10 protein-coding genes, 1 pseudogene and 1 riboswitch are annotated in these 12,663 nt (G+C 67.5%); of the genes and pseudogenes, 4 read left to right on the top strand and 7 right to left on the bottom strand.

The annotated features are described in order from the left end of the window. Nucleotides 1–413 precede the first annotated feature (413 nt). The 4 genes from R5H29_RS09925 to R5H29_RS09910 all read right to left on the bottom strand — a co-directional run bounded on the left by R5H29_RS09925 (nt 414) and on the right by R5H29_RS09910 (nt 5,818). Entirely contained in the window at nt 414–2,387 is a 1,974-nt protein-coding gene (locus R5H29_RS09925; RefSeq protein WP_164145439.1) for an AsmA family protein, read from the bottom strand. 83 nt (nt 2,388–2,470) lie between these two features. Continuing rightward, complete coding sequence (locus tag R5H29_RS09920) at nt 2,471–3,109, bottom strand: hemolysin III family protein (RefSeq protein ID WP_019660068.1); 639 nt, start codon at nt 3,107–3,109, stop codon at nt 2,471–2,473. Nucleotides 3,110–3,262: 153 nt separating this feature from the next. Further along, entirely contained in the window at nt 3,263–4,867 is a 1,605-nt protein-coding gene (locus R5H29_RS09915) for a peptide chain release factor 3 (RefSeq protein ID WP_019660067.1), read from the bottom strand. Between the two features lie 66 nt (nt 4,868–4,933). Next, the gene (locus R5H29_RS09910) at nt 4,934–5,818 is read right to left on the bottom strand and encodes a M23 family metallopeptidase (RefSeq protein WP_332329122.1); all 885 of its coding nucleotides are present in this window, start codon (nt 5,816–5,818) and stop codon (nt 4,934–4,936) included. Between the two features lie 147 nt (nt 5,819–5,965). Beyond that, a riboswitch (SAM riboswitch) is annotated at nt 5,966–6,084 on the top strand. 77 nt (nt 6,085–6,161) lie between these two features. Between R5H29_RS09910 and R5H29_RS09905 the strand changes: the two genes are divergently transcribed. From R5H29_RS09905 to R5H29_RS09895, 3 genes are read left to right on the top strand one after another with little or no spacing between them, the layout of a single operon-like run. Then, nucleotides 6,162–7,193: a homoserine O-succinyltransferase gene (locus R5H29_RS09905; RefSeq protein WP_019660065.1), complete on the top strand. Its 1,032-nt coding sequence runs from the start codon at nt 6,162–6,164 to the stop codon at nt 7,191–7,193. Continuing rightward, entirely contained in the window at nt 7,190–8,425 is a 1,236-nt protein-coding gene (locus R5H29_RS09900; protein ID WP_019660064.1) for an O-succinylhomoserine (thiol)-lyase, read from the top strand. The genes R5H29_RS09905 and R5H29_RS09900 overlap by 4 nt, the downstream gene beginning before the upstream one ends. After that, nucleotides 8,422–9,489 (top strand): homoserine dehydrogenase, encoded by a 1,068-nt coding sequence (locus R5H29_RS09895; RefSeq protein WP_019660063.1) that lies wholly within the window; start codon nt 8,422–8,424, stop codon nt 9,487–9,489. The genes R5H29_RS09900 and R5H29_RS09895 overlap by 4 nt, the downstream gene beginning before the upstream one ends. 107 nt (nt 9,490–9,596) lie before the next feature. Here R5H29_RS09895 and R5H29_RS09890 read toward each other — a convergent pair whose 3' ends face one another. Beyond that, nucleotides 9,597–10,592 (bottom strand): alpha/beta fold hydrolase, encoded by a 996-nt coding sequence (locus R5H29_RS09890; RefSeq protein ID WP_164145440.1) that lies wholly within the window; start codon nt 10,590–10,592, stop codon nt 9,597–9,599. Between the two features lie 204 nt (nt 10,593–10,796). Beyond that, a complete protein-coding gene (locus tag R5H29_RS09885) occupies nt 10,797–12,179 on the bottom strand; it encodes an L-serine ammonia-lyase (protein WP_021202030.1) in 1,383 nt (460 codons plus the stop codon). A 100-nt stretch (nt 12,180–12,279) separates the two neighbouring features. Between R5H29_RS09885 and R5H29_RS09880 the strand changes: the two genes are divergently transcribed. Continuing rightward, nucleotides 12,280–12,510 carry a glutaredoxin family protein gene (locus R5H29_RS09880; protein ID WP_058981142.1) on the top strand — a complete coding sequence of 77 codons (231 nt, stop codon included), beginning with the start codon at nt 12,280–12,282 and terminating at the stop codon, nt 12,508–12,510. A 61-nt stretch (nt 12,511–12,571) separates the two neighbouring features. Here the strand turns inward: R5H29_RS09880 and R5H29_RS09875 are convergent. Then, nucleotides 12,572–12,663, bottom strand: a pseudogene (locus R5H29_RS09875) (thioredoxin family protein); the annotation flags it as partial.

The following is a 12,663-nucleotide window of genomic DNA, read 5'->3' as shown; positions in this document are numbered from 1 at the left end:
GGGGCCTGGGGGGGGGCGGGGGGCTGGGGGGGGCCGGACCCGCGGTCCCCCCACCCTGGGGGGCTGGTTGGCGCCACCCTGGGCCCAACCGGTCGTGCACGCCCAGGCCCTCCGCCTCTGGACACATTTCTGCGAGCGCGGTGCGTACATGCGCGGTGCCTCGCCTTTTGTAGGTGCCAACCTTGGTTGGCAACAGCTTTTGACTTTGCTTTTTTCTTTTGACTTTGAATTTCCGCTCTCGTTCCGCGCGCGCAGGAAACTGTCGGGAGGGGGACGGGTGACGCAGGCAGGACCGTTGGCGCCATGGATGGCGCCATCGAGCCTACAGGGACGTACTTGCGGCGTGTCCTGCCTGCGTCACCCGTCCCCCTCAAGCCGCGATCAATGCAGGCGCCGCGAACAACGCTGTAAACCTACTTCGCATACTGCCCGCCGCAGTCGGCATCCTTCCCCGGCCCCAGTTCGATCGTCGCCAGCAACGCCGCCGGCGGCGCGATGCTGCCCAGCGCCAGGGCCACGGCGCCACGAATACCCAACGCCTTGAAGTCGGGCCGGAATGACGGGTCCTTGAAGGTGCCACTGATGTGCAGCGGAGAACGCAGTACCAGAATGCTCCTGTCCTTCGGGCGTGGCTTCAGCAGCAGGTCCAGGGTCTCGTCGCGCAGGCTCACCGTGCCTTCGCCGATGAGGATCGTGTCGGTGGTGTCCACCGCCATCGCCTGGCTGGTCATCAGGCCGTCGCGCACGCCGAAGTCGGCGAAGGCGCAGCGCAGGGGGATCTGCTTGTCGCCGGTCACCAGGAATTTCAGCGATTCGGTGATGTCCAGCCCCGCCAGTTCCATTACCAGGTTGCCGACATGGCCGCGGCCCATCGCCAGGCCGACCTTGCCACTGCTGCTGCCGAGCATTGCGGCGACCGAGTTGCCGTGGCCGCTCAGGTCCACCTCGCCGCCGATGCCACCCTTGGCCTGTTCAGCCAGCTTGGCGTCAGGGAACAACTGGCCCAGCTGCACGCCGCGCACGCTGGCCTTCAGCGCGGTGCTGATCTGCGGACGGCGCGCGTCCATGCGGATCGTGCTGCGGATGTCGCCGCCGGCGACGCCGAAGTTCAGCGGGTCCAACCGCAGCACGCCGTCATCCAGCAACAGGTGCGCATCCATGTCGTCCAGCGGCAACGAAGGGGCGTTGATGCGGTGGGCCTTCCAGCGCACGTCGGCATCCATGGCGCGCAGCTTGCCCAGGTTGTAGGGCGTGTCGGGCAGCACCCGTGCACGGGCGGCAATCCGTGCGGCCTCGGCCTTCTGCTCTGCGTTGGCCGTTTCGCCGCCGCCGGTTTTTGGCGGGGCGCCGACGAAGCCGGCAAGGTCATCAAAGTCCAGGCGCCTGGATTGCAGCGTGGCGGTCAGCCGTGGACGATCGCGTCCCACCTCGAACTGCAGGTTGCCCCCCAGGTCGCTGTCGCCGACCTTGCCAGTGAAGCTGTCGTAACGCCAGACGTCGTGGTCGCGTTTGAGGCGTCCGTTCAACGCATAGGGCGGTGAGGGCGGGATGGCGATGCCGAGCAGAGGGTAGAGATCGGCCAGGTCCTGGCCGCTGAGCGCGAACTGCAGGTCGAACACGCGCAGCTGGAAGGGGTTGGTCAGCGTGCCACTGGCGACTGCGTGAGTGGCGCCGGCCCGGCCATCGAGATGGATGCGGAACGGGTGGTCGCTGTCGGTCAGTTCCAGGGGGGATTCGGTGCCGCCGCGCAGCGTGAACGGATTGCCCTGCCAGCGGCCTTTACCCTGCACCAGCAGCGGTGGCGCAGTGTCGGCCTGCTTCGGTTGGCCGCTGCGCACGTCCACGAGGATGTCGGTGCGGCCCAGCGTGTCGAGGAACTGCAGGCGACCGTCGTCGATGCGCAGCCGCTTGAGTTGGGGGCTTGCCCCGCCGGTGCTGCCGCCGAGGAAATCCCAGTTGCCCGGGTCTCCCTTGCGCGGTGCGGTTTCCAGCAGCACATCCGGCCGGGTCAGGCGTACTTCGGGCAGCTGCACGCTGCCGCGCAGCAGGGGCCACACCCGCACATCGATCTCGACGCGGTCCGCCGTGGCCATGGCGGGCTGTTTTGCCCAGCTGGCATTGGCGAAGGTGATCGCATCGGCGCGGATCGTGCTGGTGCGGCCGAGGTCGACATCCAGGTTCCCGATGTGCAGTGCGCGGCCGGTGCGTGCCTGCACCGCACGCTCCACGGGCCCCTTGAACCAGTTCCAGTCCCACAACGCGAACAGCACCAGTATTGCCGCCAGCATGAAGACCAGGATCGTCAGCCAGCGCCGGCCACGTGGGCCGGGACGGCGGAGGCGCCAGCGGTGCGTGCGCTTTGCAGCAGGGGAGGCGGCAGCATTCACGCTGCCATGGTTGCCCCCTCTTCGTGGACAGGGCGCGAAGCGTCCATGTGCATGGCGTGCACGCGCTGCGTTCGAGCGGTCGTTTACAACACCTGCATGGTGACCGCGACAAAGTGGCAGACACTGCCGCCGATCACGAACAGGTGCCAGATCGCATGCGAGTACGGGATCGATTCACGGTGGTAGAAATAGGTGCCCAGCGTGTACGACAGGCCGCCGGCAAACAGCCAGGCGAGGGTGCCACCGTCGATCGAGGCCCACATCGGCTTGATCGCCACGATCACCAGCCAGCCCATGGCGATGTAGATCACCGTGGAGAGCACCTTGAAGCGGCCGGTGTAGAACAGCTTGAACACCACACCCGCCAGCGCCAGCGCCCAGATCGCAGTGAACAGGCCCCAGCCCCACGGACCGCGCAGGCCGATCAGGGTGAACGGGGTATAGGTGCCCGCGATCAGCACGTAGATCGCGCAGTGGTCGAACACCTTCAGCCGGCCCTTGGCGACCGGATGCTGGATGGCGTGATACAGGGTGGAGGCGGTGTACAGAAGCAGCAGCGCGATACCGAATACGATCGCGCTGGCCAGCTGCCAGCCGTCGCCGTAGATCGCAGCCAGGGTGATCAACACCGCACTGGCGGCCAGGGCGAATACCGCGCCCAGGCCATGGGTCAGGGCGCTGGCGATTTCTTCACGGATCGAAGCAATGGACGTCGTGGACATGGGCATGGGCGTTTTTCGCGGGGAGGGGGACCCGCGTCCCCCTATCATCGCCGCGATGGCCGCCATGTGCACGCCCGTCACCGTATGGGGGATGAATCCGCGCCTATCCACGCATGGCGTGGATCTACCAGGCGCGGATCCGCCTCCGTGGCATCAGCCCACCGAAACGGTATGCGCCGCTTCGCGGGTGGCCGAGAAGCGCACGTCCGGCGAGCGTTCCTGCGCCAGCTGCAGGTTGACCCGGGTCGGCGCCAGGTAGACCAGGTGCCCGGCCGCATCCAGGGCCAGGTTCAGCGCGTTCTTCTCGCGGAATTCTTCCAGCTTCTTCTCGTTGCTGCAGTGGACCCAGCGCGCGGTGGTCACACTGACCGGTTCGAAGGTGGCTTCCACGCCGTACTCGTCCTTCAGGCGGTAGGCGGCCACGTCGAACTGCAGCACACCCACCGCACCCAGGATCAGGTCGTTGCTGGTGAGGGGGCGGAAGAACTGGGTTGCACCTTCCTCGGACAGCTGGGCCAGGCCCTTCTGCAGCTGCTTGAGCTTGAGCGGATCGCGCAGGCGTGCGCGACGGAACAGTTCCGGGGCGAAGTTGGGAATGCCGGTGAAGGTGACCGCTTCGCCTTCGGTGAAGGTATCGCCGATGGAGATGGTGCCGTGGTTGTGGATGCCGATCACATCGCCCGGCCACGCCTCGGCCGCGATCTCGCGATCGCTGGCCATGAAGGTCAACGCGTTGGCCAGCTTCATTTCCTTGCCGGTGCGCACGTGGAAGGTCTTCATGCCGGCGCTGAAACGGCCCGAGCAGACCCGCATGAAGGCCACGCGGTCACGGTGCTGCGGGTCCATGTTGGCCTGGATCTTGAACACAAAGCCGGTCAGCTTGTTCTCTTCCGGTGCGATCTGGCGGCCGGTGGTGGAGCGCGCCTGCGGCGATGGCGCGTGCTCGACGAAGAAGTCCAGCAGTGGCTGCACGCCGAAGTTGTTCACGCCCGAGCCGAAGAACACCGGGGTCTGCTTGCCGGCGCGGTAGGCGTCCAGGTCGAACGGGTGGCTGGCGCCCTGCACCAGTTCCAGCTCGTCGCGCAGGTCGGCCAGCATCTGTGCACCGATCTTCTCGGCCAGGCCGGGGGCGTCGATGGACGGGAAGATGGTGGAATCCTGGCGGGTGAAGTTGCGGCCCGGCTCATACAGGTGCACTTCGCCGGTCAGCAGGTGCACCACGCCCTTCAGGCGCTGGCCCATGCCGATGGGCCAGGTGACCGGGGCGCACTGGATGCCCAGCACGGTTTCCACTTCATCCAGCAGCTCGATCGGGTCCTTGCCCTCGCGGTCGAGCTTGTTGATGAAGGTCATGATCGGGGTGTCGCGCAGTCGGCAGACTTCCATCAGCTTGATGGTGCGCTCTTCCACGCCCTTGGCCACGTCGATCACCATCAGCGCCGAGTCCACCGCAGTCAGCACGCGGTAGGTGTCCTCGCCGAAGTCGGCGTGGCCGGGGGTGTCGAGCAGGTTGACGATCTTGCCTTCGTACGGGAACTGCATCACCGAGGAGGTGACCGAGATGCCGCGCTCCTTTTCCAGTGCCATCCAGTCGGAGGTGGCGTGGCGGGCGGCCTTGCGGCCCTTGACCGAACCGGCCATCTGGATCGCGCCTCCGAACAGCAGCAGCTTTTCGGTCAGCGTGGTCTTGCCGGCGTCAGGGTGGGAAATGATGGCGAAGGTGCGGCGACGCGACGCTTCGTTGGCGACTTCGGACATGGCAGTGGCGCCCGCCCGGGGCGCTATTCAAAGAGATAAGCGCCCGATTATACCGGCCGGGGCCGGTCAGCGCCCGGTACCGCCGTCTGCTTCGCCCTGGCGGGCGAACTGCAGCTGCCCCTGCCCGGCGAAGATGCGCACCGGCACCGAGCGCAGGCCCATGCCGCGGTTGACCTGCACCACGAAGTGCAGGTGCGGCGCAGTGCTGTAGCCGCTGTTGCCGGACAGGCCGATCGGTTGCCCGGCTCCCACCGCCTGGCCGCGGCGCACGCGCATGCCGCCGTCCTGGAGGTGGCCGTACAGGGCCATGCTGCCGTCGCTGTGCAGCACGCGGATGAAATTGGCACGGGCACCGTCGCGCTCGCGGTCCTGGCCATTGCCACGGAAGCCATCCTGGATCTGCATCACCGTGCCCTCGCGCGCGGCCAGCACCAGGGTGCCCTCCGGCAGTGCGAAGTCGACCGCGTCGCGGTTCTCCTCGTCGTCATGGCTGAATCGCCCCTGCGGCGCTTGGTCCACACGCAGGCGGGCCGCATCGAACGGCAGGCGATAGGCGACATCTTCGGCCTGTGCGGCCGGGTTGCCCGGCACCGACTGCAGTCGCAGATCCAGCATGCGGCCATCGATCGGGGCGGGCAGGTGGCCGACCACCAGGCTGCTGTCGCCCTGGATGAGCGACTCGACCGGGAGGCCTTCGACCGGGTGTCCGGGGGCGGCGCGCAGCTGGATCTGCAGCGGCCCTGCCAGCCCGTTGTCGATCCGCGCCTGCCATTGCGTACCGACCGGCTGCAGGCGCAACTGGGCCATGGGGGCGGCGCCCTCGGCACTGCCTGCGCGGGTGGTACGGGCGGAAGGGGGAGCCAGTCCCCAGCCCTGGCGCCAGTCGCCGGCGTGTACGGTCGCGCTCGCCAGCAGGGGCAGCAGCAGGCAGGTCAGGGGCAGGCGCGGCATTGGCGTTTCCAGCGAGAGGACCGCCGGGACTGTACCCGATCCTGAACGGGGCGACCGGGACGGCCCTCGCAGAGTGACCCTGAAAATATCTATCGCTTTATCCGCATGAAGGGATTGACAGTGCCGGAAAGGGCTGGCATCGTGACTCCACCATCGAGACCGGCAGAGGGACAGGCCCTTTGAAGCCGGGGCAGCCCGCAGGCGCGCAAGCGTCTGCGTAGGTGCCAAATCCTGCGGGGACCGTGGCGTCCACCGAAAGATGGTTCGAACCATGCACCGCACGTGCATCTCGAACGCGGGCCCCGCGAAGGCTCGATGGCCGATTCCCCAACCGGATCCCGCCATGAGCTTCGCCGCCAGCACCGCCATTCGCCCCGAACCCTTTGTCCCCGTCAGCGTGCCGGTCGCAGACCGCGTGCATGCCGAGCGCGGCGAGTTCGCCGCAGTGTTGTCGATGCGTCACGCAGGTCCCAGTCCGGTGCGCCTGCGCTATGAATGGGTCGGCCCGGCCAATGCGCCGGTGGTGGTGCTGGCCGGTGGCATTTCCGCCCATCGCCACGTGGCGTCCAATGCACAGTTCAGCGAGAAGGGCTGGGCCGAAGGCCTGGTCGGCAGCGGGCGCGCGCTGGATCCGCAGCTGCTGCGCGTGCTGGCCGTCGATTTCGTCGGTGCCGACGGTGCGCTGGACGTGCCGATCGATACCGCCGATCAGGCCGACGCATTGGCGCTGGTGCTGGATCATCTCGGCATTCGCGCGCTCAAAGCCTTCGTCGGCTATTCGTATGGCGCGCTGGTCGGCCAGCAGTTCGCGATCCGGCATCGTGCCCGCGTGCGCCAGTTGGTGCTGGCCAGCGGTGCGCATCGTCCGCACCCTTATGCCGCCGCCTGGCGCGCATTGCAGCGTCGCGCGGTCGCGCTGGGCCAGCTGCAGTGCGGCGAAGACCACGGCCTGGCCCTGGCGCGGCAGTTTGCCATGCTCAGCTACCGTACCCCGGAAGAATTCGGCGAGCGCTTCGATGCCGCACCGGAAGTGATCAATGGCCGCGTGCGCGTGGCTGCCGAAGACTATCTCGACGCGGCCGGCGCGCAGTACGTCGCGCGCACGCCGGTGACCGCTTACCTGCGCCTGTCCGAATCGATCGATCTGCACCGCGTCGACCCGGCCGCGATCCTGCCGCCGACCGTGGTGGTGGCCGTGGAGGGCGACCGCCTGGTGCCGCTGGCCGACCTGGTCGGCCTGGTCGAAGGGCTGGGCCCGCGCGGCAGCCTGCGCGTTCTGCGCTCGCCCTATGGCCACGACGCCTTCCTCAAAGAAACCGATCGCATTGACGCGATCCTCGCCACCGCCTTCCGTACTTCTGGAGAGTCCGCATGAGCCTGCACGCCAACGAGCCGTCCTGTAGCCGCACCACTGCCGCTGTCCGTGCCGGCATCGATCGGGACACTGCGCATGGCGCGGTCACGCCGCCGATCGTGCTGTCGTCGAACTTCAGCTTTGAAGGTTTCGGCAACAAGCGCCAGTACGACTACACGCGCAGTGGCAACCCGACCCGCGACCTGTTGGGCGAGGCGCTGGCGGAACTGGAGGGCGGCGCCGGTGGCGTCATCACGGCGACCGGCATGGGCGCGATCAACCTGGTGCTGAACGCACTGCTGCAGCCGGGCGATACCCTGGTGGTGCCGCACGATGCGTACGGCGGCAGCTGGCGCCTGTTCAATGCGCTGGCCAGGAAGGGCCTCTTTGAACTGGTCACCGCCGACCTGACCGATCCGCGTGCACTGGCGCAGGCGTTGGCCACCCAGCCGAAGCTGGTGCTGGTCGAAACGCCGTCCAACCCGCTGCTGCGCATCACCGACCTGCGCTTCGTCATCGATGCCGCGCACAAGGCCGGCGCACTCGTGGTGGTCGACAACACGTTCCTGTCGCCAGCGCTGCAGCAACCGCTGTCGTTCGGTGCGGACCTGGTGCTGCACTCCACCACCAAGTACATCAACGGCCACAGCGATGTGGTGGGCGGGGCAGTGGTCGCGCGTGATCCGGCACTGCACGAGCAGCTGGTGTGGTGGGGCAACGCGCTGGGCCTGACGGGTTCACCGTTCGATGCCTTCCTGACCCTGCGCGGCCTGCGCACGCTGGATGCGCGCCTGCGCGTGCACCAGGAAAACACCGCGTCGATCGTTGCCCTGCTGGACCAGCATCCGGCGGTCGGCCGCGTCTATTACCCGGGGCTGGCCGATCACCCAGGCCACAGCATCGCCACGCGCCAGCAGAGTGGTTTCGGTGCGATGCTCTCGTTCGAACTGGCCGACTGCGAAGGCGACGATCCGCATGCCGCAGTGCGTGCATTCGTCGATGGCCTGCGCTGTTTCACGCTGGCCGAATCACTGGGCGGCGTCGAAAGCCTGATCGCGCATCCGGCCACCATGACCCACGCCGCGATGAGCGCCGAAGCGCGAGCCGCTGCCGGCATCAGCGAAGGCCTGCTGCGCCTGTCGGTCGGCATCGAGGCCGAGCGTGACCTGTTGGCCGATCTCGGCGCCGCTCTGCAGCGTGCCGAAGCGGTGATTGATGCGGCTGCGCGCCGCAAACAGGCGGTGGATGCATGAGCGCGCTCGCCGCAGAGATTCCTGCTCTGGGCGTGGGACGACTGGCGCTGCTTGGCACCGGCACGGTCGGCTCGGCCTTCGTACAGCGCTACCAGGCGTTGCAGGCACGTGGGCTGGAACTGCCCAGCGTGCAGTGGCTGGCCAATTCACGCACTGCGTTGGAGATCGATCGTGACCTGGCGGTGCCGCTGGAACTGGCACGGCGTGCACCGCGCGATGGCCAGAGTTCGCCACCGTGGGCGAGTGCCGAAGGACTGGAGCGTGGCGACGTGGTGGTCGACGCCACCGCCAGCGAAGACGTAGCCGCGCGCCACGTACAGTGGCTGGCGCGCGGCGTGCACGTGGTCACCGCCAACAAGCTGGGGCGTGGTGCGCAGCTGGCACGCGCGCAGGCCATTGCCGAGCGTTGCGCAGACACGGGTGCGCGCTACGGCGACAGCGCTACCGTCGGCGCCGGCCTGCCGCTGTTGAGCAGCCTGCGTGCGCTGCTGGCCGGTGGTGATCACATCCATGCCATCGAGGGCGTGCTGTCCGGTTCGCTGGCGTGGCTGTTCCATCGCTATGACGGCAAGTCGCCGTTCTCGGCGGCGGTGCGCGAGGCGCTGGCGGCCGGCTACACCGAGCCGGATCCGCGACTTGACCTGTCCGGCGAGGACGTGCGGCGCAAGCTGCTGATCCTGGCCCGCAGCAGCGGGCTGGCGCTGGATGCGTCGCAGGTAGAGGTGGATTCACTGGTGCCTGAAGCGCTGGCAGCGCTGCCGCTGGAGGATGCGGTGGCGGCGCTCGATCAGCTGGATGCGCCGTTGCAGGCGCGCTGGCAGCAGGCGCGCGACAATGGTCGTGTGCTGCGTTTCGTTGGCCGCGTTGATGCCGAGGGTGCACAGGTGGGCCTGCGTGAGCTTCCGGCCGACCATCCCTTGGCGCAGGGCGCGGGCACCGACAACCGCGTCGCCATCCATAGTGATCGCTATCGCCTGCAGCCGCTGTTGATCCAGGGGCCGGGCGCGGGTGCGGAAGTGACTGCGGCCGCGCTGCTGGATGATGTGTTGCGGATCGTCGGCTGATCGCACCGCTCCTGTAGCCGAGCCCACGCCCCGCTGCTCCTGGCAGAATCCCCATCTTGCCGCATGAGCCGAGCGTGGGCTCGGCTCTACAGGGGCACGCTTGCCGGTCAGCGCGACTTCAACGCCTTCAACAGCGCGCTGTTGAACTGCTTCGGGTCCTGCACCTGTGGCGAATGGCCCAGTTCGGCGAACTCGATCAGCGTCGCGCCCGGAATCGCCGCGGCTGCCGCTCTGCCGAGTGCCGGATAGTTGCCCAGCGTCGCCTTCACCGTCGGCGGCGCCAGGTCACGGCCGATCGCGGTACGGTCCTTCTGGCCGATGAACAACGTGGTGGGTACCTGCAGGTTCTTCAGCTCGTACACCACCGGCTGGTTGAACACCATGTCCGAGGCCAGGGCCTGGCTCCATGCAACGGCCTGCTTGCCCGGCCCTTCATACATGCCTGACTGCATCCGCGCCCACGGCTCGTAGGCCGGCTTCCATTTGCCGTCGTAGTACACGTCCAGCTGGTAGCGGCGGATGCTGTCATAGCTGATGTTCATTTCGCCGGCGTACCACGCGTCCACGCTGCGCCACGGCACGCCCAGCGCCTTCCAGTCCTCCAGCCCGATCGGGTTGACCAGTGCCAGGCTGCGCAGGTCCTGTGGGAACATCAGCGCGTAGCGCACTGCCAGCATGCCACCCATCGAATGACCGACCAGGTGCACCGGCACATCACCCAGCTGCAGTTGCTGCAGCAACGCATGGGTGTTGGCGGCCAGCTGCGCGAAGCTGTACTGGTAGCGCTCGGGCTTGCTGGATTTGCAGAAACCCACCTGGTCCGGGGCGATCACCCGGTAGCCGGCGGCAACCAGGGGCTTGATCGATTCCTTCCAGGTGGCCGCGCAGAAATTCTTGCCATGCAGCAGCACCACCACGCCGATGGGCGACTTCTTCGGCGCGATGTCCAGGTAGGCCATCTCCAGCGGCTGTCGCTGCGATTCCAGCGCGAAGGTCTTCACTGGATAGCCGTAGTCGAAGCCCTCCAGGCGCGGCCCATAGCTGGGCGCGGCGAGGGCGGACAGCGGAAGGCAGGCAAGCAGGGCGGTAGCGATCACGCGCATGGGGGCAGTCCTGGGCAGGGGAGCCCCGAGCCTAACCGCAACGCAGTGATGGTGTCGTCCGACCGGCCAGGGACAACGGGGTAGAGTCGACTGTCAGTCGACTGCTCTTCGATCAGACCGCGAACATCCCGCGCTGCGCGCGATAGTCGACTGACAGTCGACTCTACCTGCGGCCCGGCGCCATCGCGCCGGGCCCGGTCGACCTCAACACTCGATGACGTTCACCGCCAGGCCACCGCGGCTGGTTTCCTTGTACTTGTCCTGCATGTCGCGGCCGGTATCGCGCATGGTCTTGATCACCTTGTCCAGCGACACCTTGTGCTTGCCGTCGCCGCGCATCGCCATGCGCGAGGCATTGATCGCCTTCACCGCACCCATCGCGTTGCGTTCGATGCAGGGGATCTGCACCAGGCCGCCAATCGGGTCGCAGGTCAGGCCGAGGTTGTGCTCCATGCCGATTTCCGCGGCATTCTCGATCTGGCTGGGATTGCCACCCAGTGCCGCGACCAGGCCACCGGCGGCCATCGAGCAGGCCACGCCCACTTCGCCCTGGCAACCCACTTCGGCGCCCGAGATCGAGGCGTTTTCCTTGTACAGGATGCCGATCGCTGCCGAGGTCAGCAGGAAGTCGAATACGCGCTGCTCATTGGCGCCGGGGCAGAAACGGTCGAAGTAATGCAGCACCGCCGGCAGCACGCCGGCGGCACCGTTGGTCGGCGCAGTTACCACACGGCCACCGGCGGCATTTTCTTCGTTCACCGCCAGTGCGTACAGATTGACCCAGTCCAGCGTGGTCAGCGGGTCGCGCATTGCCGCTTCCGGCTTCGACGACAGCTCGCGGTACAGCGCCGGCGCACGACGGCCCACCTTCAGGCCACCCGGCAGCACGCCTTCCTCGCGGATACCGCGCGCCACGCAAGACTGCATTGCGCTCCAGATCTCGCGCAGCTGGGCACGAATCTCGTCTTCACTGCGCCAGCACTTCTCGTTCTCGAACATCAGCTGGGCAATGCTCAGGCCGCTGCGTGCGGTCTGCGCCAGCAGCTCGTCGCCGCTCTTGAACGGGTAGGGCAACGGGGTCTCATCGGGCACGATCCGGTCGTCGGCCGCGTCGTCCTGGTTGACCACGAAGCCGCCGCCGACGGAGTAGTAATCGCGGGTAGCGATTACTTCGTCCTCGGCGTTGTAGGCGGTGAAGCGCATGCCGTTGGTGTGGTACGGCAGCTTCTGGCGCTTGTTCATGCCCAGGTCGCGCTTCTCGTCGAAAGCGATCTCGTGCTGGCCCATCAGCTGGATGCGCTTGCTGCTGCGGATGCGCTCGAGCGTAGCCGGAATGATGTCCGGGTCGATCAGGTTCGGGCGCTGGCCTTCCAGGCCGAGCAGGATCGCCTTGTCGGTGCCGTGGCCGCGGCCGGTCAGCGCCAGCGAGCCATAGACATCGGCGCGGATGCGCGCGACCTCGGGCAGGCGGCCCGGATCGAGCAGCCAGCGATGGATGAATCGCTCGGCGGCCTTCATCGGCCCGACGGTGTGCGAGGAACTCGGGCCAATGCCGATCTTGAAAACGTCGAACGTGCTGACAGCCATGGATGCCGTACTGCGGGTACCGGAAGAGACCGCTATTCTAGCGGCTCACGCCGCACTTCCATGGCTGCGGCGCAGCATTTCGGCAGAGGGAGCAAAACCGGTGTTGACTCTGTTCCAGCGTGACGATTGCCACCTGTGCGACATGGCCCTGGCCGAACTGGCCAAGGCGCGGGCGCCGGAGTTCGAATCGGTGTTCCTGGATGACCAGCCGGCGCTGGAATCGCGCTACGGCGCGCGGGTGCCGGTGCTCCGCGACGAGCGCGATGACCGCGAGCTGGACTGGCCGTTCGACGCGGCCACGGTGCAGGCCTGGCTGGCCGTCGATCGGTAGTGCCGGGCGCGGGGCGGCCCCCCCCCCGGTCCCCGGGGGGGGCCCGCCCCCCCCCCCCCCACTACCGATCGACGGCCAGCCAGGCCTGCACCGTGGCCGCGTCGAACGGCCAGTCCAGCTCGCGGTCATCGCGCTCGTCGCGGAGCACCGGCA

Source organism: Stenotrophomonas sp. A3_2, assembly GCF_036624925.1.
Lineage (GTDB): Bacteria > Pseudomonadota > Gammaproteobacteria > Xanthomonadales > Xanthomonadaceae > Stenotrophomonas > Stenotrophomonas hibiscicola.
Note: the sequence above shows the minus strand (reverse complement) of the source record. Positions and strands in the feature narration are given on the sequence as shown.

Excerpts from the sequence above, each read along its gene's own strand:
- R5H29_RS09920 (WP_019660068.1), bottom strand. The coding sequence starts at position 3,109 with ATGTCCACGACGTCCATTGCTTCGATCCGTGAAGAAATCGCCAGCGCC.
- R5H29_RS09915 (WP_019660067.1), bottom strand. The coding sequence starts at position 4,867 with ATGTCCGAAGTCGCCAACGAAGCGTCGCGTCGCCGCACCTTCGCCATC.
- R5H29_RS09910 (WP_332329122.1), bottom strand. The coding sequence starts at position 5,818 with ATGCCGCGCCTGCCCCTGACCTGCCTGCTGCTGCCCCTGCTGGCGAGC.
- R5H29_RS09905 (WP_019660065.1), top strand. The coding sequence starts at position 6,162 with ATGAGCTTCGCCGCCAGCACCGCCATTCGCCCCGAACCCTTTGTCCCC.
- R5H29_RS09900 (WP_019660064.1), top strand. The coding sequence starts at position 7,190 with ATGAGCCTGCACGCCAACGAGCCGTCCTGTAGCCGCACCACTGCCGCT.
- R5H29_RS09895 (WP_019660063.1), top strand. The coding sequence starts at position 8,422 with ATGAGCGCGCTCGCCGCAGAGATTCCTGCTCTGGGCGTGGGACGACTG.
- R5H29_RS09890 (WP_164145440.1), bottom strand. The coding sequence starts at position 10,592 with ATGCGCGTGATCGCTACCGCCCTGCTTGCCTGCCTTCCGCTGTCCGCC.
- R5H29_RS09885 (WP_021202030.1), bottom strand. The coding sequence starts at position 12,179 with ATGGCTGTCAGCACGTTCGACGTTTTCAAGATCGGCATTGGCCCGAGT.